At 63.2% G+C, this 21,939-nt stretch carries 17 protein-coding genes and 2 pseudogenes; 7 read left to right on the top strand and 12 right to left on the bottom strand.

Annotated elements, in window-relative coordinates:
• Positions 1-150 precede the first annotated feature (150 nt).
• The 3 genes from CupriaWKF_RS29195 to madL all read right to left on the bottom strand — a co-directional run bounded on the left by CupriaWKF_RS29195 (position 151) and on the right by madL (position 2,038).
• Complete coding sequence (locus tag CupriaWKF_RS29195) at positions 151-336, bottom strand: hypothetical protein (RefSeq protein ID WP_276101897.1); 186 nt, start codon at positions 334-336, stop codon at positions 151-153.
• Between the two features lie 510 nt (positions 337-846).
• Entirely contained in the window at positions 847-1,629 is a 783-nt protein-coding gene (madM, locus tag CupriaWKF_RS29200) for a malonate transporter subunit MadM (protein ID WP_276101898.1), read from the bottom strand.
• Between the two features lie 13 nt (positions 1,630-1,642).
• Positions 1,643-2,038: a malonate transporter subunit MadL gene (gene madL, locus CupriaWKF_RS29205; RefSeq protein ID WP_276101899.1), complete on the bottom strand. Its 396-nt coding sequence runs from the start codon at positions 2,036-2,038 to the stop codon at positions 1,643-1,645.
• A 495-nt stretch (positions 2,039-2,533) separates the two neighbouring features.
• Here madL and CupriaWKF_RS29210 point away from each other — a divergent pair, with 495 nt between their 5' ends.
• Positions 2,534-3,196, top strand: a complete 663-nt coding sequence (locus CupriaWKF_RS29210; RefSeq protein ID WP_276101900.1) for a glutathione S-transferase family protein — start codon at positions 2,534-2,536, stop codon at positions 3,194-3,196.
• A 296-nt stretch (positions 3,197-3,492) separates the two neighbouring features.
• Here CupriaWKF_RS29210 and CupriaWKF_RS29215 read toward each other — a convergent pair whose 3' ends face one another.
• Positions 3,493-3,951, bottom strand: a complete 459-nt coding sequence (locus tag CupriaWKF_RS29215) for a MarR family winged helix-turn-helix transcriptional regulator (protein ID WP_276101901.1) — start codon at positions 3,949-3,951, stop codon at positions 3,493-3,495.
• A gap of 45 nt (positions 3,952-3,996) precedes the next feature.
• Positions 3,997-4,878, bottom strand: a complete 882-nt coding sequence (locus CupriaWKF_RS29220; protein ID WP_276101902.1) for an NmrA family NAD(P)-binding protein — start codon at positions 4,876-4,878, stop codon at positions 3,997-3,999.
• A gap of 227 nt (positions 4,879-5,105) precedes the next feature.
• Between CupriaWKF_RS29220 and CupriaWKF_RS29225 the strand changes: the two genes are divergently transcribed.
• Positions 5,106-5,351 (top strand): plasmid stabilization protein, encoded by a 246-nt coding sequence (locus tag CupriaWKF_RS29225; RefSeq protein ID WP_276101903.1) that lies wholly within the window; start codon positions 5,106-5,108, stop codon positions 5,349-5,351.
• Complete coding sequence (locus CupriaWKF_RS29230; protein WP_276101904.1) at positions 5,348-5,767, top strand: type II toxin-antitoxin system VapC family toxin; 420 nt, start codon at positions 5,348-5,350, stop codon at positions 5,765-5,767. The genes CupriaWKF_RS29225 and CupriaWKF_RS29230 overlap by 4 nt, the downstream gene beginning before the upstream one ends.
• Positions 5,768-5,848: 81 nt before the next feature.
• Here CupriaWKF_RS29230 and CupriaWKF_RS29235 read toward each other — a convergent pair whose 3' ends face one another.
• The 5 genes from CupriaWKF_RS29235 to CupriaWKF_RS29255 all read right to left on the bottom strand — a co-directional run bounded on the left by CupriaWKF_RS29235 (position 5,849) and on the right by CupriaWKF_RS29255 (position 12,286).
• Positions 5,849-6,667 (bottom strand): tetratricopeptide repeat protein, encoded by an 819-nt coding sequence (locus tag CupriaWKF_RS29235; RefSeq protein ID WP_276101905.1) that lies wholly within the window; start codon positions 6,665-6,667, stop codon positions 5,849-5,851.
• Positions 6,664-7,575 carry a Ku protein gene (locus CupriaWKF_RS29240; RefSeq protein ID WP_276101906.1) on the bottom strand — a complete coding sequence of 304 codons (912 nt, stop codon included), beginning with the start codon at positions 7,573-7,575 and terminating at the stop codon, positions 6,664-6,666. The genes CupriaWKF_RS29235 and CupriaWKF_RS29240 overlap by 4 nt, the downstream gene beginning before the upstream one ends.
• Positions 7,576-7,617: 42 nt before the next feature.
• Positions 7,618-10,098 (bottom strand): DNA ligase D, encoded by a 2,481-nt coding sequence (gene ligD, locus CupriaWKF_RS29245; protein WP_276101907.1) that lies wholly within the window; start codon positions 10,096-10,098, stop codon positions 7,618-7,620.
• 55 nt (positions 10,099-10,153) lie between these two features.
• Positions 10,154-10,369, bottom strand: coding sequence for a DUF2188 domain-containing protein (locus CupriaWKF_RS29250; protein ID WP_276101908.1), 216 nt, complete (start codon positions 10,367-10,369; stop codon positions 10,154-10,156).
• A gap of 240 nt (positions 10,370-10,609) precedes the next feature.
• Positions 10,610-12,286: a thiamine pyrophosphate-binding protein gene (locus CupriaWKF_RS29255; RefSeq protein WP_276101909.1), complete on the bottom strand. Its 1,677-nt coding sequence runs from the start codon at positions 12,284-12,286 to the stop codon at positions 10,610-10,612.
• Positions 12,287-12,517: 231 nt separating this feature from the next.
• Between CupriaWKF_RS29255 and CupriaWKF_RS29260 the strand changes: the two genes are divergently transcribed.
• Positions 12,518-13,417, top strand: coding sequence for a 2-hydroxy-3-oxopropionate reductase (locus CupriaWKF_RS29260; RefSeq protein ID WP_276101910.1), 900 nt, complete (start codon positions 12,518-12,520; stop codon positions 13,415-13,417).
• 1,227 nt (positions 13,418-14,644) lie between these two features.
• Here CupriaWKF_RS29260 and CupriaWKF_RS29265 read toward each other — a convergent pair.
• Positions 14,645-15,903: pseudogene (locus CupriaWKF_RS29265) on the bottom strand (IS256 family transposase).
• A 606-nt stretch (positions 15,904-16,509) separates the two neighbouring features.
• Between CupriaWKF_RS29265 and CupriaWKF_RS29270 the strand changes: the two are divergent.
• The 3 genes and pseudogenes from CupriaWKF_RS29270 to CupriaWKF_RS29280 form a co-directional block, all read left to right on the top strand.
• A complete protein-coding gene (locus CupriaWKF_RS29270; RefSeq protein ID WP_276101911.1) occupies positions 16,510-17,889 on the top strand; it encodes a DUF1329 domain-containing protein in 1,380 nt (459 codons plus the stop codon).
• 1,031 nt (positions 17,890-18,920) lie between these two features.
• Positions 18,921-19,745, top strand: a complete 825-nt coding sequence (locus CupriaWKF_RS29275; protein ID WP_276101912.1) for a 3-keto-5-aminohexanoate cleavage protein — start codon at positions 18,921-18,923, stop codon at positions 19,743-19,745.
• A gap of 80 nt (positions 19,746-19,825) precedes the next feature.
• A pseudogene (locus tag CupriaWKF_RS29280) lies at positions 19,826-20,964 on the top strand (IS3 family transposase); the annotation flags it as partial.
• Positions 20,965-21,147: 183 nt separating this feature from the next.
• On the opposite strand, the gene CupriaWKF_RS29285 reads toward CupriaWKF_RS29280, so the two are convergent.
• Entirely contained in the window at positions 21,148-21,939 is a 792-nt protein-coding gene (locus CupriaWKF_RS29285; protein WP_276101913.1) for an SDR family oxidoreductase, read from the bottom strand.

Raw genomic sequence — 21,939 nt, forward strand, 5'->3', positions numbered from 1 at the left:
TTGTGAATTGCGCTCACAAGTGACGGCAGCGCTACGCGCGCTCGGCAGACCCAGCAATGGAAAAGCCGGCTTTGTGCACCCGCAAGGGCAGCGTTCGCCGGCTTCTTTTGGTCCCCTCAGGAGACCTGCACGTTCAGGGAGCGTGTCAGCTCAACCGTTGGCGTAGCTAACCTTGGCCTTGCGGGCTTGCGACTGCAGACGGGTCAGCACGGATTGCACGAAGGCAATAGCGCGCTTCACGTCGTTCGAAATGCCCAGGCCACGGTAGCCCAGTTCGCGCTCGATCAGGTCGCGTTCCAGTTGGTCGGTCAGCTTGATATCGGATTGGGTGTTCATGACGTCCTTCCTTACAGGGATTACCCTTATGGGGTTTTCCCTGATTGTAGCAAAGGATTTGTCGCGTTGCAGCATTACGTAAATGTACGTATGTGGGAAAAGCAACGGGTGATTGCGAGGGCATAAACCATGTGTTGCCTTACGCGTCACCTCATCGTTTATGCCCTCAGAGTTGCCCGGTGATCCTGGGGCACATCGCGCCGAGCGGTATGCCCCTCAGGGCGCCACAACTGCTGTCGCTGTCATCGCATCGCCCGTATCCAATACAACCTTTCTCGCGCGAAGCAGCTCCTGGATGTACCGCCACGGTACCTGCCCTGCCACCTCCTGTGATGCTGGCTGAACCACCTCAACGGACACTGGCTGCGCGTCGACAGGCGACCGTCTTATCGTCAATTGATAACCGCTGCCCAGCAGGGACGCCAGGCGGATCTGGGTATGTGAAAGGCTCATGATTCGTCGCGCAATGGATGCATGCGGACGCTGACCGGCCGCCGCGCACCCGGCTGATCAGCCGCCCACCATCGCCTTGGTGGCCAGGTACAGCACCGACGGCCCGAGCAGGCAACCCAGCCCCGTGTGGAACGTGGCCACCAGCGCGCCATAAGGCACCAGCCGGCGGTCGGTGGCGGCCAGACCTGCCGACACACCGCTGACCGTACCGGCAAGCCCGCCGAACACCATCGCGGCGCGCGGGTTGTTCAGGCCCAGGAAGCCGGCGGCGAACGGCGTGCCGACCATCACGATGATGGCCTTGATCAGGCCCGTGGCTATCGACAGCGCAATCACGTCGGAGCTGGCGCCCAGCGCCGCGCCGGTTACGGGGCCAACGATATAGGTCACCGCGCCGGCACCGATGGTCGTCATGCTGATGGCGTCGCTGTAGCCGAACGCCCGCGCCACCAGCGCGCCGACGATAAACGGCACCAGGGTGCCCAGGAGCAGCGACACGGCACCCACCATGCCTGCCTTGCGTGCCTCGCGCACCTGCACCTCGAAGGCCGTGGCCACAATGGCAAAGTCGCGCAGCATGGCACCGCCCATCAGGCCGATGCCCGAGAACAGCGCGAAATCGGCGAGCCCTTTTTCCTTGCCGGTCACCACGCCGCCGTAATACGCCAGCGCCAGGCCGATCATGATGGCGATGGCCGAGGCGTGCAGGCGCCCCTTCGTGAGCCGTTTCGAGATCTGGGAGGACACCCACATCACAATGCCGACGGCGGCGAACGCCGTCACCAGGCCGTTGTGGAGCAGGACATTGTCGAACATCGTGGCCGGAGCAGCGATAGTCATGGCGGTCTCCGTCTTATTCCGACACGGCATTGGCCTGCAGCGGCGGCAGGGGCTCGTGGTCGCCGGTACGGCTGAGCAGCGCAATCAGGCAGGCGCTGGCCGCCACCGCCAGGACGGCCGCCAGCAATGCCACCGGACCGCCGCGCAGCGCTGCCACCACATTCTGCTGGGCCGCCATCGCCACCACCACGGGGATATACATCGCGCCCCAGAAGCCCACACCGGCCTCGGTCTCCTTCGGCATCAGGCCCCGGTCATGCAGGTAGAGCCGCAGGAAGATCAGCAGCAGCATGGCGATGCCCACCCCGCCGACGTTGGATTTGACGCCGATGGCGGCGCCCAGCAGGTCGCCAAGGTTCAGGCCCACCAGATGGCAGATCGCCAGTAACGCGGTTCCGTAGATGATCATGTTGTCTCCATGTGATGCTTCATGTGATGCTTTAGGCGCCGTACCTCAAGGGGGGCCGGCCATTTGCAGACAACTCTAGGAGTCGCGCTCACATGCATCAATCAACCGGCGTCGCACGATTGTTACGGTGCGGTTAACTATTCTCGGTAGTTCCGCCGATAGTGACGGGTTTGCTCATATGTCCTCGCCAGTTTCTGGGCCAGGCAAACACTTGTCTGGCAGGTTTGGTGCGATCAGGCAGCGGCCAGCCAAAGCTTTTCCGTCCCGATCTTCTCCGCATATTGGATGGCCGCTTTGGGAGTAAGCCATGTCGGTCTTCCTTGATGTTGAGCCGGCCCAGCTGGGCCGCTTCGCAATCCAAGGTACGGCAGGTCGGAGTTGGCATCAATGCTATTGACACCTTGTTTTCTGCCATCATGAACGGAGACGCGTTGGCCTGTGGCCATGGTCGCGGATGGCGCGCGCGGAAGGCAAAAGCCCGCTCAGGACGGTCGTATGGATAACAATGAGGCAGAGCGCATGCAAGGTTCAATCGAACTGTATGGAGCGTTGACAGGCAACTGCATCCGTGCCGCGATTGCTCTTGACGAGGCGGGCATTCCGTATGCAGTCAAGCGGGTCAATCTGGCTGCAGGCGAACAGCGCAGCGAGCAACATCGTGTCCTGAATGCCTTCGGCAAGGTTCCGGTACTTGTCGAGTACCGGGACGGCGGAACCTTCGTGCTGACGCAGTCAAACGCCATCATGCTGTTTGCGGCGGAGCGTTCCAAGAACACGCTCATGCCCGCCGATCCGGTGGCACGCGCAAGAGTCTATGAGCGTTTTTTCTATTTTGTGACTGACGTTATCGCGGTCAGCCACGGCGCGTTCCGGCTCGAACAACTCGGCGCGAATGCACAGGCCTCGCTCATCAATGATCTGGCAAGAGCCTCCCTCATCGAGGCGGAGCGATTCCTGGAGTCGACAGCGTTCATGGCTGGCGATATGTTTTCGCTTGCCGACATCGCTGCATTCACGATCACCAAGGCTTTCAGCAGCAATATTCAGTGGGCAGATCACCCGGCACTTATGCAGTGGTATGAGGCAGTCGCACGGCGCCCTGGCGTATCACACGGGCTGAAGGCATTCGAATCGGAGACCGCGTCAAAGCGGAACTGACTGAGCGACAATGGCGGCGCCTGTGCCCGCATCAATGCCGGCCGCGCGGACCGGACTCAACTTCGGAGACCCCGGGTCGGGCGACCGGCACATCGCGCCAATCCCGTCGAATTCAGTTTATGAGTTCTTCGTCTCGAGCCCTCGGGAGCAATGTACGCTGGAACATCGGACAAGAGCGTTTGCTTCAACGCACGTGTACCCTTATCCGCCAGGACTTGGCTTAATCACAAAATGGTTCGACTTTTTCTTACCTCGAAAAATGTTCAGCGACTCAGGGTGCCCCACCAGAACAGTGACTATTCCACGGGAGATGAGGGCCCAACGCTGACCTTCATCTCCGAAAGACTGCGACGCAACACCTCCACATTTGTCGCTCCGTTCATGACGCTGAATTGACGCTGCGCTTCTTGCCAGAGCGGCGCTGCCCGTTCGAATAGCTTCCTTCCGTCCGGGGTAAGCTCGACGATGCGAATACGACCGTCCTCAGGAGAGGGGCGTACCTTTACGTAGCCATCGCGCTCCAAAAATCCAATCATCTTTCCCATGGCGGTGCGCTCGATGTCGAGTCGCTCAGCCAGGGCATTGACCGAGGCGGATTCGCCCTCGTTCAACGTTGCCAGGATCAGGAATTGCGTGATGCGAAGGCCGGAAGGTTGGAGATACGCGTCGTAAAGACGCGAGATCTGGCGGGCAGCCTTCCTCACCGTGAAGCAGTTGCATTGATCCACACCGATGGGTTGGCTTTCCGCCCGCATCTCCACTTCTCCTTAACGTTGTCAACTGGCTCAGTTCGTCGCATTTCAGGCAAATGCGCTTCGGTACTTCTCGATGAAGGCAGGCACTGACAGCGCCGGTGTGCCCGTGATCTTCTCGATAACATCGTTAGTCCCCTGGAAGACGCCCTCCCGATAGTGCTGGGCGACTTCGACGAGGTGCTGCACCAGGAAGGGAGGGAACTTGTATAGCTGCTCCATCTTCTGCTTGAACGCCTCGATCGAAGTCGGAGCATATTCGATCTTGGCGCCGAGCACCTCGCTCATCGCTGCAGCGATCTCCGTGTGGTTCATTTCCACTGGGCCGTGCAGCGTGTATATCTTGCCCCCATGGCCTTCGGGTTTTGCCAGCAGGTGAGCAATGACCCTGCCCTGGTCGTCCGTGCTGATCGGGGCGTGGCGTCCGTCCTCGAAAGGAAACTCGATCTTCTTTTTGGCCCAGATCTCCTTCGCGAAATGCGGGTAGACGAGCCAATCCGCGAAGAAGGTCGGGCGCAGATGCGTCGTCGGCACACCGGACCAGTCGAACACCCGCTCGGACACCCAGTGGTCCTGTGCCGCATGGCTGGTCGATTCTCGCCGCGCAGATATCTGCGACATGTTGACGATTGCACCGACGCCGGCCTCCTTCGCGGCCTGCGCGAAATAGGCCGCGGCCCCGAGAATTCCCGGCGCGATAGGGTGCAGGAAGTATGCGGCGCTGACGCCTTCCATAGCGGCACGAATCTGGTCGATATCGGTGAAATCGCCGATGGCGATGTCGACACCGCGTGCCCGCAGCGCCGCTGCGCGTTCGTCATCCGAGCGCACATATGCGCGGACGCGCTGGCCCATCTGCAACAGTTCATCGATGGCGGCACCGCCGGTACGGCCGGTTGCGCCGCTGATGAGAATGGATGTGTCTTTCATGGCTGTAATCCTCGGTGAGATAAGAGCATATGCTCTTACATGCAAGATAGGTGCATATGCTCTTATCCGCAAGGTTTTTTTTCTGGTGACTTACCAGGGCCGGGATGCCGCTCCAAACCCAGAACCGTCTCGTATAAAAGCATCCTCTCGGCCACAGGCGCGCTGGCGCTTCTGCTCCCGGAGGTCGAAATCTGCTAGCATTGCTTTCAATGCAAGCAGGAGCCATCATGGGAACGCTGACCATTCGAAATGTGGACGAAGAGTTGAAAGCACGACTCCGGATCGAAGCCGCGCAACACGGCCATTCCATGGAAGAGGAGGTTCGAGAGATCTTGCGACGCGCGCTCAGCCAGCGCCCAAGCCGTGGCGGACTGGGCAGTCGCGTGCACCAGCGCTTCGCCACGCTGGCCGATCCAGGGTTGGAACTGCCGCCGCGCGGCGAGCCACCGCGGTCAGCGGATTTACCGGAATGATCATCCTCGACACCAATGTCCTATCGGAACTGATGCGAGCCCAGGCGGACCCCTCCGTGGTCGGTTGGCTGGACCGGCAGGAACAAGCCACGTTTGCCATCACCGCCGTGACCGTCGCGGAGCTGTTCTGTGGGATCGCGCGCTTGCCGGACGGGCACCGTAAAGCCGGGCTGCAGGAAGCCGCCTTGCAGATGCTCGATGAGGAATTCGCCGACCGGGTCTTGCCGTTCGACGAGGACTCTGCCGTGCACTATGCCGCGCTCGCCTCCCAGCGCGACCGCGCGGGCCGCCCGATCAGCATGGCCGCCGCACAAATTGCAGCCATCTGCCGACACCACGCCGCCACGCTGGCCACACGCAACAGCAAAGACTTCGAAGGTGTGGGCATCCTTCTGGCGAATCCTTGGCTGGATTGATCTCCCAGCGGGGCGCCGCAGGACGCATTCCCAGAAAGGGCTTCGAGGAACGGCCTTGCCGTCGCGGATGAATTCAACGTTCTAGCCGCCCTCAAGCCTTCGATACTGTTGATAGTGCCGGATGGCCCGCCGGTCGTCCCCCATCGTCTCGTGCAGCCGGGCAGCGTTGTAATGCGCATCCGCAAAGTCGGGAGCCAGCTGGATACACGCATGGTATTCGGCCAGCGCCGCTTCGATGGCGCCACTGTCTTCCAGTGCCACGGCGAGATTGAAGTGGACCAGCGGAGAGTCGACGCCGTTCGCCAACGCATCCCGATACAGTCCGATCGCGTCCGCAAAGCATGACCGGTCACACAGCATGCATCCCAGGTTGACATAGGCATCGACCAGCGCCGGATCGGCGGCGATCGCCTTCCTGTAGGCCCGCTCGGCTTCGTCGGGATCATCGTGCTCAAGCTCCCGGGCGATCTCGAGCAGCGCATGGCCATCAAGCGTGGTGGCCGATGCGAAAGCAGGGTTCAGTGTTACCACGGGTGCCGGACTCCCCGGCGCGTCGAAATCCATGATCCGTTGGCCTGTCTCGACGTGCCAGTGACCGTGCTCGTCCTTGACGGCCACTGCGCCGCCCAGCGCAGTCACCCGAATGCCGGTCAGCGGCCTCCCGTTGCCGAGCGCTTCGAGCCGCTTCAGGGATCGAATCACGTGGGCGGTCGGAACGTTCGCGGCGCGCAAGGAATGCGCGGTACGAAACAGCAGGAGGTCCTGGAAGGAAAAGAGGTACCGGTTGCCCGCCCCGCGGGCGGGAATCACGATGCGGGCCGCCAGCATGGCGTTCACCACGGAACGCGAGATTCCCACCAGCGCCAGCACGGCTTGCAGCGTGTACGACTGCGCGCTCATGCCTTCTTCGCCGCGCGCTTTGGCATCGCCGCCACAGTGGCCGCAGTGCGCTTTGCACTCTTGCGTGGTGCGGGCGACTCCGCGGCTGCGGATTTCGCGGCGGCGGCTTTGGTCGTGGCCGCACCTGTGCGCTTGCCTGCCGACAGGCTCTTCTTCAAAGCCTCCACCAGATCGATGACCTGGCCGGACGGCGAGACCTCGACCGGCTCCGGCGAGACGATCTGCTTGCCGGCGATCTTCGCATCGATCGCCGCCAGCACCCGCTGCTTCTCTTCGTCGCGATACTGGCTGGCATCGTAATGATCCTCGGATGCCTGTTCGATCAGCTGGATGGCAAGCTTCAGCTCGGCGTCGGACACGGCCGCGTCCTCGACATGCAGGTCGGCGATGGATCGAACCTCGTCCGCGAACAGCAGTTGCTGAAAGACGAGCCCGCCCTCGATCGGACGGATCTGGACCATGTGGGACTTGCCCTTGGAGGCCCATTTCGCGATCGCGCACCGCCCGGTCTTTTCCATCGCGGCACGCAGCAGGCTGTAGGGCTTGCCGCCGCGCTTGTCCGGGGCGATGTAATAGGTCTTGTCGTAGTAGATCGGGTCAACCCCCTTCTCGGGCACGAATGCGACGATCTCCACGATGTGGCTCGCACCTTCCTCGAGCGCCTTGAGTTCGTCCGGGCTGAAGATCACGAACTGGTCCTTCTCGAATTCGTAGCCCTTCACCATTTCTTCCCGCGGCACCACCTCGCGCGTCTGCTCGGACACGTACTGCTGCTTGAGCCGGGAGCCATCCTTGCTGAGCAGATTGAACCGCACCGCGGACTCCGAATCGGTCGCCGTGTACAGCTTGACCGGTATCGACACGAGGCCGAATGAAAGGGAAAGCGAAGCAAGTGATCGCGCAGCCATAATGCTATCTCCACGTCACGATGGTAAGAAGAACCGGCTCCATCAGCCCAGATGCTCGATGGCGCCCTTGAGGCTTTGTGCCGTAGACCAGAAGTCACTCCACGGGTCATGCGTCCGGAAACTCAGGTATTCCCGGGCGTTTCGTACACTCCATTGGTCCGCGCTCCTGAGTTGAGGCAGCTGGTCCCATGATAGCGGCATCGATACCCCCATGCCCGGTCGTGCCCGCGCGGAGAAAGCGGCCGCTGTGGTTTGGCCCACGCCGTTGCGCAGGTAGTCGACAAACACCTTCCCCTTGCGGTTGCCCGCTCCCGCCCTGGACACGAAGCGTTGGGGGATGGTCCTGGCCAGGTGCAGGACTGCCGCGCGCGAGAAGTCCTTCACCGTGTCGTAATCGAGCTCCGGCACGAGCGGTACGACAACGTGCAGCCCTTTCCCGCCGCTCGTCTTGAGCCAGGCCGCCAGGCCGAGTTCGCCCAGCAGCGTCTGCATCAGCAATGCCGCCTCCTGCACGTGCCGCCACGACACGCCCTCGCCGGGGTCGAGGTCAAAGATCACGCGATCCGGGTGGCCGATATCGGCCACCGTTGAATTCCATGTGTGGAACTCGACCACGTTCAACTGAGCGGCCGCGAGCAGCGCCTCGGCCGAATCCACCGTCAGCAATCGGCCATGCCCTGGCCACAGCGCTGCCGGATGCTCGCGCAACCCGGGCAGCTTCGTGGTCTCGGCGTGCTTCTGGAAAAAGACCTCGCCCGCGATGCCATCCGGTGCGCGCAGCAGCGCCACCGGCCGTGCGGCAAGATGCGGCAGCATCCAGTCCGCCACACTTTCGTAGTAGCGCACGAGGTCGAGCTTGGTGATGCCGGTGGTCGCGTCGATCACCCGCTCCGGGTTGGTGACCTTCACGGTAACGCCAACTGCGCCCGGATCGACCCGCACCGCCTCGCGGCGAACGTCGCTCGCGGGCGTTTCACTGCGCAAGGACTTGAACGATGCCTGGCGTATCTGGCCAGCGGGCGTCCAGTCGGCGAACTCGACTTCGGCCACGAGAGACGGCTTGACCCAGTGCGGCGCGCTGGTGCGCGTCGGCCCCCACCTGCTGCGGCCCGTGGGCGAAACCGGGAACGGCGCGGCATCGACCGTCAGCTTCGCCAGCCTGGTCCGCAGCGCGGCGGCGGTCTTGCTGTCCCAGCCCGTGCCGACGCTGCCCACGTCACGCAGCTTCCCGTCTTCGTTCACCGCGAGCAGCAGGCTGCCGATCTCGCCGGGCGCGCCTTCCCGGTCGGCAAAGCCGCAGATGACGAACTCCTGGCGCAACCTGCATTTGGCCTTGAGCCAGTCGGTATTCCGTGAGGAGGTATAAGGGGAGTCGTCCCGCTTGAGCATCAGGCCTTCCAGGCCCAGTTCGGCAGCAGCCTGGAAGACCTGCGCCGCGGGCGCGTCAAAACTCTCGCTGAAACGCACGCGCTCGGATCGAGCGTCGACCAGCCGCGCAAGATGGGCACGCCGTTCCAGCAACGGCACGCGCCGGAGATCCTTCCCCTCCCAGTACGGGATATCGAAGACAAAGTAGAGGATCCGCTCGTTGTGGCCACCGTCGATCGCATTCTGCAGGGCGTTGAAGTCAGGCAAGCCATCGCGCAGGACGACAATCTCGCCGTCGAGCCAGCCCTCCGAGATATCGAGCTTCTCGACTTCCCTGGCGAGGCTGGCGAGCTTGCGCGTCCAGTCATGGCCGTTGCGGGTGATCAGGCGAACCCTGGCATCCGATATCCGGGCCAGCAGCCGGTAGCCGTCGAACTTCGTCTCGATGATCCAGCCGTTGCCGGCCGGCAGCTTCGCCGTCGGCGTGGCAAGTTGCGGAACCAGGCGCGCCGGCGCCGTGCCTGGCACCGCGGCCGACAGGTCTGCGCCCTGACGGGACCCCGTACCGCTGCTGTCCTCGCGGCCTTCGAGCGGGCCAAGCGGATGGGCGACGACGCTGTCCGGCAAGGCCGTGATGACATCGTATTCAGCATGTGGCCTCGCCCACCGGTCGCGCTTCTTGAAAAGCATCCACTGGTCGTCGGGCTCTCCGGGCTTCGCGATTCGCACCAGTTCCCAGCGGCCCGCCAGCTTCTGCCCGTGCAAAGCGAATTCGAGCTTGCCCTGCGCCATGCCGGCATGCGCATCGCCCACGGGCTCCCACGTGCCGTTGTCCCAGACAATGACGGAACCGGCTCCGTACTGTTTCGGCGGGATGACGCCCTCGAAGCCGGCGTAATCGACGGGATGATCTTCGACGTGGATGGCGATGCGCTTCTCGGACGGGTCGAAGCTCGGTCCCTTGGGAACAGCCCAGCTCAGCAGAACGCCGTCGAGTTCCAGGCGGAAATCGTAGTGCAGGCGCCTGGCCCAGTGCTTTTGTACGACAAAGCGCAGCGGCGCCTTGCCGCGACGGGCGCGCGCGCGCGCCGGTGGTTCGGCCGTGATGCCAAAATCACGTTTCTCGCGGTATCGTTCAAGGGAGTTGCGCGCCATGTGGACAGCATAGACGCGAGCCGTGGCGGCGCAGGTAAGGGCGCCTGGCGCGGCATCACCCCTTGACGTCGCGCGGGTCGTGACCGAAGGAGTTCCGCTCGCGGATCTGCCCGTCGCGGCCGTGGATCAACAGTTCGACCTTCTCCTGCCTGGCCTTTTGGGTGCCGGCAGCGATCGCTTCTTCCTGGGTTGGATAGAACTTGCGGTCCCTGCCGCCGGCGTGCTCGACGGTCCACCCATCCGATGCGGGGACAACATGAATGTTCGGCATGGCAGTCTCCTTGATGTTTATGCTGCCAGTCTCTGCGCTCCGCTTTCTGCCCGGTATCGGATGCCGTCCGACAAATTTCGCCGGCATTCTTTGCAAAATCAGTGCAGTGCGACAGACGTGGCGCTGTCGCCTGCAGAGGACTCAGGTGCGGTCGGCCTGTGCGGCCGCGGGTGTACCACGCAACTCCATCCATGCGTATATCGAGGCCTATACAAGGCCCGCCCGACTCCGTCTGCCTGATTACTTCGGCAAATCGCTGACCCGCATCGCCGGCGTGATCTGCAGCGGGTCCGTCAGCAATTCCAGCACGGCCGGCTTGCCCGCCTGCCGCGCACGCTCGAACGCCGCGGCAAAGTCCCCGGTCCGCTCCACCCGCTCGGCCCAGGCACCGCAAGACTTTGCCATCGCTACGAAATCCGGGTTGAGCAGGGTCGTGCCGCTCTGGCGGCCCGGATAGCGACGCTCCTGGTGCATCCGGATCGTGCCGTACATGCCGTTGTTCACCACGATCACGATCAGGTTCACGCCATGCGCGGCGGCCGTGGCGATTTCCTGCGGGTACATCAGGAAGCAGCCATCCCCGGCAAGACAGACCACGGTCTGTCCGGGATGGCGCAGCTTGGCCGCGATGGCCGCTGGCAGGCCATAGCCCATCGCGCCACAAGTCGGCGCCAGTTGCGTGCGGGGCCGCTTGTAGGCAAAGAAGCGGTGCAGCCAGACCGCATAATTGCCGGCGCCGTTGGTCACGACGGCATCCTCGGGCAAGACCTGGCTCAGGTGCGACATGGCTGCCGCCATGTCCACGCCCGCCAGTTCGGCATGGGGCTTCGGTGGCATGACAAAGGCCTCATGGTCGGCACGCGCGCCGGCGGTCCACTCCGTCCACGGCGCGGCGGGCGGCGCGGGCAGCGACGCGAGCATCGCGGCACCGGCCGCCACGCCCGCGTGGATCGGCAGCGCGGCCTGATACACGCGCCCCAGTTCCGCACTGTCCGCATGGATATGCACCAGCTTCTGCGCGGGCAGCGGGGCCTGCAGCAGCGTGTAGCCGTCGGTCGCGATATCGCCGAGCCGCGTGCCGAACGCCACGATCAGGTCCGCCGTCTTCACGCGCTCCGCCAGCTTCGGATTGACGCCCAGGCTCAGGTGGCCCACGTAGTGCAGATCGCGGTTGTCGATCACGTCCTGGCGACGGAACGCGCAGGCCACGGGCAAATCCCACGCCTTGACGAACGCGGCGAAATCGCGCGCGGCCTGCCCGGTCCAGTTGGCCCCGCCCGCGATGACCAGCGGACGCTGCGCGGCGCGCAAGGCCGCGGCAAGTGCCTGCACATCCTCGGCGCGCGGTGCGGCGGCAACCGGCCGGTAAGGCGCGGCATCGGCGCACTCCACCAGGCCATCGAGCACGTCTTCGGGCAGTGCCAGCACCACGGGGCCGGGCCGGCCCGACGTGGCGACCTGGAACGCACGCGCCACCATCTCCGGAATCCGCGCGGGATCGTCGATCTCTGCCGCCCACTTGGCCATCGAGCCGAACACGGCGGCATAGTCCACTTCCTGAAACGCCTCCCTGCCCTTGTGCTCGCGTGCGATCTGGCCCACGAACAGGATCATCGGCGTGGAGTCCTGCTGGGCGATATGCACGCCGATGCTGCCATGCGTCGCGCCCGGCCCGCGTGTCACGAAGCAGATGCCGGGGCGGCCCGTGAGCTTGCCATCGGCCTCGGCCATGTTCGCGGCAGCGCCCTCGTGCTTGCAAACGACGAGGTCAATGGCGGGCTGGTCGTGCAGCGCATCCAGGACGTCGAGAAAGCTCTCGCCCGGCACGCAGAAGATGCGCTCCGTGCCGTGGATGCGGAGCTGGTCGACAAGAACGCGGCCGCCGGTGCGGGCGGCCTGGGCAGGTGTGGAAGTCATGGCAAGGTCCGGTCGGGCGAATGTCTGGGGGAGTCCGGCAGACAATGTCTGCAATGGTCCGGTTTGACGCGTAGGGCTGCGCAGCTTATCGTGCATTTCTGATTCAGCACCCGCAATTCTGCCTGAAAGGCGCAGCCGCTCCGCTTTCCGCGCTCGCGGCCGGTTGCGCGATGCGGCACGCGCGCTGCGCGCGCGCTTTGCGTCCTGAAGCCAACTCAACCGGATGAAAACATGAGCAAGCTCGGATTTATCGGACTGGGCGTCATGGGCAAGCCCATGGCGGAACATCTGCAGGCGGGCGGCCATACCGTCTACGCGCACACGCGCAGCGGCGTGCCGCAGGCGCTGCTCGACCAGGGCATGCAGCCATGTGCCAGTGCCGCCGAGGTGGCCCGGCAGGCCGAAGTCATTTTCCTGATGCTGCCCGACACGCCCGACGTGGCGCGCGTGCTGTTCGACAAGGACGGCGTCGCGGAGGGTCTGAGCCAGGGCAAGATCGTGGTGGACATGAGCTCGATCTCGCCGATCGAGACCCGCGAGTTCGCCGCGAAGATCGGGAAGCTGGGGTGCGACTATGTCGATGCGCCGGTGTCAGGCGGAGAAGTCGGCGCCAAGGCAGCCACGCTCTCGATCATGGCCGGCGGCAACAAGGACGCCTTCGACAAGGTGCTGCCTTTGCTGCAGCTGATGGGCAAGAACATCACGCTGGTGGGCAAGGCGGGCGATGGCCAGGTGGCCAAGGTGGCCAACCAGGTCATCGTGGCCCTGACGATCGAGGCCGTCAGCGAGGCACTGGTGCTGGCCGCCAAGGCCGGCGCCGATCCGGCGCGCGTGCGCCAGGCACTGATGGGCGGCTTTGCCAGCTCGAAGATCCTGGAAGTCCATGGCGAACGGATGATCCAGCGCACGTTCGATCCGGGCTTCCGCATCGAACTGCACCAGAAGGACCTGAACCTGGCGCTGTCCACGGCGAAGCAGCTTGGGCTGGGCCTGCCCAATACGGCATCGACCCAGCAACTGTTCAACGTGTGCGTGGCACAGGGCGGCGCGGGCTGGGATCATTCAGGGCTGGTCAAGGCGATCGAGCATCTGTCGAGCTTTGCCATTGGCGATACGCCGAAGCGGCCCTGACGTCGACGATGACACCAGCGCTGCATTCCGGCGATCAGGCGCGCCTTGCCTGCGTCGCCAATGCGCAGAGCATCGCTGGTGGAATGGCGAAAGCGGCAACCCCAATGTCTACGAATGCACCGTGGATGAGAATGCCGGGGTGCAAGTCCCGGCTGCCATTCCATAGTTCACGCATCGTACCCATTACACGGGGATATTATTCAACGTCATATCTGACTCAAGAAAACTGTATAAAGGCGCCGTCCATAGTTGCGACGCACAAACTATATTGAAACAAGTTTTTACGCGAGAGGAGGGACGTTCTAATCGCCTACTAGGAGGTGGAAGAATGCTAAGAACCGCTTTATTGCTTGCTTTGACAAGTTCTGCGCTCGCCGCTGGTGCGGCTTATGCGGCAGGCACCGCGAAACCGGACGTTTACACCGATGGCTCCAGCGTGATGGGCCCGCGCGACCCGTATACGGATGGGGGCAGGGCCATCACTGACAAGAGGGATGTATTCACCGAGGGTGGCCGAGTCATCGACAAGCGGGATACATTCACGGATGGTTCATAAATTTCGCGACGACACACACGCTATCTATAGTGAGGCGAGATGCCAACTGGCCTGGGATAGCCAAAGCGACTAGCTCCCACCTCCTTGAGCCCCCTTTCGGGGGCATTGTTTTTTTGGGATTAATGGGGAAGGGTTGGTGCTTGGCAGGCGCCGCTGTTTCGCCGGCGTAGCCGGCGACCTACTTCTTGTCCGAGCGACAAGAAGTAGGCAAGAAGCGCGTCGCCTGGCGGCTGGCCATCAACGATACGCTTCTTGTGTTCAAGGGGCTTTGGTCTCGCGAAACGTGGTTGCCCGTTCGAGCCTGCTACGCATAGTGATTCAGAACCTGTGCCTCCGATAACCGGCTTGTGTACGATCCCCATGTAGGGCTCGGGTACAGCGTTCCAATAGCGCCAGTGGTCGGACGCCTTCGGCTGCGCTGCGCGCGCGTCCTAGTCGGTTTGCGACGGGCATCATCGTCGCCAGTGCCGACGGTTCGGTTTCTCTGCTTCGCTGCGGCGCGGTTTGCCTGCGGCCTAGGTACTCAGACTAGGGCTCTGCGCGTAGCGCTGCCGAAGGCGATTACACGATGTCGGTAGCAGGAGGGACCACGGACAGTTTCGGGGCTCGTTCAATCATTGCTTGAAAGGGGCCTGTCCGTATTTTTGTGTGCGAGGCGGTTTTGAATTCTGTCAGCTTCGAGCGGCAGTAAATCGCTCGCCATACAGAATAGCAAACTGATTCATGGCGGACTTCCAGTCATAGGTCGTGCGAACGGACTTGGTCAGCACGTTGCGCAGCGCCAGCCACAGCAACTTGATCGCAGCTTCATCCGAAGGGAAGTGGCCCCGGGTCTTGATGATCTTGCGCAACTGCATGTTCAAGCTCTCAATGGCATTCGTGGTGTAGATCACACGCCGGATGTCGGGCGGGAACACGAAGAACGGTATGACGTGCTCCCAGGCGCGTCGCCACGACTGCACGATCATCGGGTACTTGGCTCCCCACGGGCCGTCGGCGAAGTCCTGCAGCGCCTGCCCGGCCTCTTGTTCGCTGGCCGCGCTGTAGATCGGACGCAGCGCCTGTGCCAGCACCTTGCGGTCCTTATAGTTGGCGTATTCCAGGCTGTTGCGGATCAAATGCACAATGCAGGTCTGCACCGTCGTGCGGGGATAGGCCGTGGCAACGGCCTCCGTCAACCCCTTGAGGCCGTCGACCACTGCGATCAGGATGTCCTGGCAGCCTCGGTTCTTGAGTTCATTGAAGACCTTGAGCCAGAACTTGGCGCCTTCGGTCTGCTCGACCCACAGGCCCAGCACGTCGCGCTGGCCATCTGCCTGGATTCCCAATGCCAAATACACGGCCTTATTGCTGACGATGCCGTCACTGCGGATCTTGACCCGCAACGCGTCGAAGAACACGACCGGGTACATGGCCTCAAGCGGACGGTTCTGCCAGGCGATGGTCTCGGCCATGACCTCGTCGGTGACCGAGCTGATGAAGTCCGGGGAGACTTCGGTGCCGTAGCTCTCGGCCAGAAACGCCTGGATCTCGCGCACGCTCATGCCGCGCGCGTACATGGCGATAATGCGCTCATCGAAGCCGGTAAAGCGCCGTTCGTGCTTCGGGATCAGAACCGGATCGAAACTGCCATCGCGGTCGCGTGGCAGTTCGACCCGCACCGGGCCGCGGTCGGTGATCACGGTCTTGCCGCTCAGACCGTTACGCGCATTGGACTGCTCGGCCGGCTTGGGCTCGCCTGGCTTGTAGCCCAAATGCATGCTCATCTCGGCGCTCATCGCCCGCTCGATGATGGCCTTGTTGAACGCCAGCATCAGATCCTGGACCTCGCCGGGCGTCATCGGCCCTTTAACCAACTCATCAAGCAAGCCGTCAGGCAAGGCAGGCAGCGGGCCGCTGCCTGAGACGCCACCGTACGTTTCTTCTTCATCGGCATATCCATGGTCATTACCTCTCATGATATGCCTCGTACACAAATTTCCGGATAGGTCCCTTGAAAGCCTACCGGCGGACGCGCACCACGCGGCAGGCAGCCAGGCACACTCTGAAGCCCATACCCGTACAACACCCGCAGCACACTACGATCAATATTCGCCCGCTAGGGCAAGTCAACGCGCTTTTTGGTTACTTTTTGTCGCTCGGACAAAAAGTGACTCGCCGGCTACGCCGGCGAAACAGCAGCGCCCGCCAAGCACGACAACCCCACCCCTACCCCATTCCCTCATTCTGTAGAAGAACCTCATAGCCCCAGGGTCTGTGTAATGCCCTCGCAGCCGCTTCCTCTCGCGGCCCCAGCCGAGACACCCATGCAGCCTCCGGGCTGCTAGGGAAATCCACTAGTCCATTCCAACGATTCCCCCGCGACGCGCCATCTCTACGCTGTCAGCACCGACACACGCCAACGCGTGGCTGGTCCATCCCGGCAAACAGCGCAGCGACCCGGGCACATCGGCCCTGCCCCTGCCGGACGATGCGGGCGACTTCCGTTCCGGCGCAGGCGTCGCCGGCAATTCCCCTTACAAGGAGCGAGACTTCAATGACATCCACTACACATCGGCTGCTGCGCGGCAGCGTGCTGGTCACCAGCATGGCACTGGCCGCGGCAGCGTGGGCAACGGTCACCCCGGAAGAACTCAAGCAGCTTGACGGCAACCTCACGCCCATGGGCGCGGAGCGTGCCGCCAGCAAGGACGGCGATGTCCCCGCCTGGACCGGCAAGTGGCAGGGCACCCCTCCCCACGTCAAGTACCAGCGTGGCGACCGCTATCCGGACCCGTATGCCGACGAGAAGCCGCTATTCGTCATTACCGCGCAGAACATGGCGCAGTATGCCGAACGGCTCAGCGAAGGCGAGAAGGCGCTGTTCAAGAAGTACCCCGACACCTTCAAGATGCCGGTGTACCCCAGCCATCGCGACTTCCGCTATGAGGACGCCGCCTACAAGGACATCCGCACCTACGCCACCACCGTCAGCATGACGAGAGATGCCAATGGCCTGAAGGATGCGGGCCCCCAGGTGCCCTACCCGATCCCGAAGACGGCCATGGAACTGCTGTGGAACCAGCGCTTTTCCGCGGCCATTGGCACCGAGAAGGCGCAGTACGACCAGGCCGTGGTCTATCCGAACGGATCGATCGCCTGGGGCCGCGTCTCCTACAGCATCTTTTCGCCGCGCAACAACGGCAAGTTCGACCCCAAGAACCCCCTCAACGAGCGCACCTTCTTCCGCACCGCCACCGACCTGCCCTTGCGTGACCGCGGCCAGGTGATCGTGGGCTATGCCGTCTGGGACCAGGAAGGCTCGGACACCAACCGCACGTGGATCTATAACCCGGGCACCCGCCGCGTACGCCAGGCGCCGGAGTACGGCTTCGACCAGCCCCAGGGCCCGGGCGGCTTCCGCACGGTGGACGACGACCGCCTGTTCAACGGCTCGGGCGAGCGCTACAACTGGAAGATCGTCGGCAAGAAGGAGATCTACATCCCGTACAACAGCTACAAGCTGATGAGCACTTCGGTCAAGTACAAGGACCTGCTGACCAATGGCCACGCCAACCCGGACGTCATGCGCTACGAGCTGCATCGCGTATGGATCCTGGAGGCAACGCTGAAGTCGGGCTTCCGCCACCAGTATGCGAAGCGTGTGCTGTATCTCGATGAGGACACCTGGCAGTCGCTGGCCGCCGACAACTACGATGGCCGCGGCCAGTTGTGGCGCACCAATCTCCAGGCCCTGGTCTACGCCTATGATGCGCGCCGCTTCTCTGCCGCCACCGCGTTCTACCACGACCTGATCTCCGGCGCCTACCTGGCCGACCGCCTGACCAACGAGGGCCCGATGGCAAAGCTCAACAGCAACCCGGAATTCAGCGAGGCACTCTTCTCGCCGGACGCCGCGCGCGGATCGGGCACCTGATCGTAGTGCATTGCGGGGCCGGGCAAACCCTTCGCCGGCCGGTTCTTCCCACAGCCGCCCTTGCCGCACGGCGAGGGCTTTTTTTGCTCGATTGCGGGGGGAGTTTCCTTGGCATGCGCCGCTGTTTCGCCGGCGTAGCCGGCGCGGGTTTTGTGGCTGTGACTGGCTCATCGTGCTTGGCATGCGCCGCTGTTTCGCCGGCGTAGCCGGCGAGTCACTTTTGTCTCGCGACAAAAGTAACCAAAAACGCGTTTTCGTGGTCGACGAACGGGCCGTGGTGGTGAAGACGGTACAGGGCATAGCCAGACTGCCTGCCGCGTAGATGATCAGGATAGAGACGTCAGATGAGCGAACCCGGATTACTTGGTGGCCCCTGCTAAGGGCGCCATCGGTCGGACGCCTACGGCTGCGCTGTGCGCGGCTCAGTGAGAAAACCGAAAAGGCAAACGGCGAGGGGGAGAAGCACCGCGCCAGCGACATGATGCCGCGCGCACACCGACTAGGAAGCGCGCGCAGCGCAGCCGTAGGCGTCCCACCACTGACCTCGTTGGAACGCTGTACCCGAGCCCTACATGGGGATCGTGCAAGAGCCGGTTATCGCAGGCACTGGTTCTGAATCACTATGCGTAGCAGATTCGAACGGGCAACCAAGCCTCGCGAGACCAAAACCGCTTGAAAACAAGAAGCGCATCGTTGATGGCCAGCCGCCAGGCGACGCGCTTTTCTGCTCTTTTGTCGCTCGGACAAAAGAGTAAGTCGCCGGCTACGCCGGCGAAACAGCGGCACCTGCCAAGAACGCCACGCCAATCCAGAATGCGGCGTGCAGCGTGCGACATGCGACGGCTATCGATACTCCCTCCGTATCGTTGCAAACCCAATCAGTATTGGACGCAGCCAGGCAGCCGCCCATACGATGCAAGCGAGTTGTCGACCGATACGAACGAGGACAGCGCCAATCCGGCGCAGAGGCCGCCTTCCCGGTGCCAGACAATGCCCCCCCGCCCCCTCTACCTGATCTACTGAAATCGAGCATGAACAAGCCTTGCATCATCTCTGTTGCGATCACGGGATCACTGCCGCGCAAGAAAGACAATCCGGCTGTGCCGATCACAGTGAACGAGCAAGTGGAATCGACCCAGGCGGCATTCGAAGCCGGCGCGACCCTGGTTCATCTCCACGTACGCAACGATGACGAAACTCCTACGTCAAATCCCGATCGTTTCGCGCTGGTGCTGGAAGGCATTCGCAAGCACGCGCCGGGCATGATCACGCAGGTGTCCACCGGTGGCCGCTCCGGGGCCGGCAATGAAAGAGGTGCCATGCTGTCGCTGCGGCCTGACATGGCATCCCTGGCAACCGGCTCGGTCAATTTCCCGACCCGGGTTTATGACAACCCGCCGGACCTGGTCAACTGGCTCGCCGCCGAAATGAAAGCCTACGGCATCAAGCCCGAAGTCGAGGCCTTTGACCTGTCGATGATCTTCCAGGCCGCAGCCATGCAGGCGGCGGGCGCGATTATCGGGCCCCTGCATATCCAGTTTGTCATGGGCATCAAGAACGCAATGCCGGTCGATCGCGAAGTGCTTGAATTCTACGTTCGTACCCTCAAGCGCCTTTCGCCTGATGCGACATGGACCGGCGCCGGCATCGGTCGCGATCAGCTGACGATGGCTCGCTGGTCTCTCGAACTCGGGGGGCACTGCCGCACCGGCCTCGAGGACAATGTGCGGATGGACAAGAACACGCTCGCCCCGTCCAATGCCGCGCTCGTGCGCCAGGTTGCCGAGCTTTGCGCTGAGTATGGCCGCCCTGTCGCCACCGCAGCCCAGGCTCGCCAGATCCTGAGTCTGGGCTGAACGCCATTCCCGCATCGCTCACCGTGGAGGTGACCCGCTTTTTCGGACAGTGCCTATCTTGAGTAAGCAGGAGGTGCACCATGCCGAAAACGCGCCCACCGTACAGTGCGGTCTTCCGTCAGCAAATGGTTGACTTGGTCCATGCAGGTCGCCGTCCGGAGGATCTGGCCAAGGAGTTCGAACCCACGGCCCAGACGATCTACAACTGGGTTGCCCAAGCGGATCGCGATGCCGGCGTTCGTCAGGACGGCCTGACCACGGCGGAGCGCCAGGAACTCACGCGGCTGCGCCGTGAGAACCGGCAACTCAAAATGGAGAGGGAGATACTTGCAAAAGCCGCGGCCTGGTTTGCCCGGGAGACCGACACGCTGCCCGACAAGGGTTCGAGTTCATGAAGGCAAATCAGGACCGCTTTCCGCTGTCCACCATGGCGCGGCTGCTTAAGGTCTCGCGCAGCGGCTTCCATGCATGGATGGAACGACGTCCGAGCGCTCATGCCGTGAGTGACAAGCTGTTGCTCGCGCAAATCCGTGAGATTCACGCCCGCTCGCGCGGTACCTATGGGATGCCACGTGTGCATGCCATGCTGCTGCGCCAAGGTATCCACGTCGGGCGCAAGCGCGTGGCGCGTCTGATGCGTGAGGCCGGCCTGCGCGGGGCTTGCCGGCCGCGCTTCATTTGCACCACCCACCGTGCGCCAGCGGGCAGACCCGCGCCCGATCTGGTGCAGCGACACTTCTCTGCCGATGCGCCAAATCAGCTGTGGGTCGCCGATGCGACATACATTCCGACCGTTGCCGGCTTTTACTATCTGGCTGTCGTGTTGGACGTGTACAGCCGGCGCATCGTAGGTTGGGCCATGGGTAGTCATCTGCGCACCGCACTGATGCTGCAAGCGCTGGACATGGCGCTGGCGCAGCGACATCCCAGCGCAGTGATTCACCATTCGGACCAGGGCTGCCAATACACGTCTGTTGCCTTCGGGCGACGTTGCCGCGAGGCCGGCGTTCAGCCTTCGATGGGCTCGGTGGGCGATGCCTACGACAACGCCATGTGCGAGTCCTTCTTCGCAACGCTCGAATGCGAGCTGCTGATGCGTTCGCGCTTCGCCACGCACGACGACGCCCGTCAGGCATTGTTCACCTGGATCGAGGGTTGGTACAACTCGCATCGCCTGCACAGCGCACTGGGATATCGGTCTCCGCAGGAGTTTGAAAAGCTTCCCGTCAATGGCATGAATCCGGCGCTACACCGGGCATACACTGCCCCATCACAAGGAGAAAACCCATCGACATAAAATTCCAATGCGAATCTGTCCGATGAAACGGGGCAACCCCACCGCACCTTTTGCCCCGAGCCCTCCAGGTCCCGCCGGTCCGAAGGACGGATTCCGACGTGCGCTTCAGAACATCAGTGGCCGCTGCGCGGCATCGAGTCCACCGTCGATGAACACCACGTTGCCATGCAGGTAGGCAGCATCCGGCCCGCACAGGAAGGCAATCAGCGCGGCCACCTCTTCAGGCCGGGCGCGGCGGCCCAGCGGCGGCACGAAATCGCGGATGGCATCGCCGTAGCGCGGATCCTTCAGCCCTGCCTGCAGCAGCGGCGTTTCCACCGCGCCCGGCGCGACCACGTTGAGGCGCACCCCCGCCTGGCCCCATGCGGCGGCGCGTTGCCGCGCGGCCGCCGTGACCGCGTGCTTGGAGCTGGCGTAGGCGATATAGCCCGCCTGATCGCGCGTGGCCTCGGCCTGCGCGGCGGCAGCCACCATGGCCAGCACGCCGGCCTCGTCGCCAGCAAGATAGGCATCGCGCAGCGGGCTGCCTTCCCACGACTGAAGCGTGGACGAGTTCGACGACACCACTACCGCCCCAGGGTCCGAGCCCTGGCGCAGCGCTTCGAACAGGCCGTCGAGCAAGGCCACCACGCCGAAGTAGTTGACCGATGCCACCAGCGTGGCAGGGTCGACATGCGGGCCCAGCCCGGCACAGCACACCAGCTGGTCGATGCGGCCGCCCGAGCGCGACAGCACGGCATCGAGAGCGCCAGCGCGCCCCTGCTCGGTAGACAGGTCGGCAAGGACGTCCGCGTCGCGCAGGTCCACGCCGATCACCCGGCAGCCGTCGGCCAGCATGCGCGCGCGCACCGCCGCGCCCATGCCGGACGCGGCGCCGGTAACCACCACCGTCCTCAT

Source organism: Cupriavidus sp. WKF15 (genome assembly GCF_029278605.1).
Taxonomy (GTDB): domain Bacteria; phylum Pseudomonadota; class Gammaproteobacteria; order Burkholderiales; family Burkholderiaceae; genus Cupriavidus.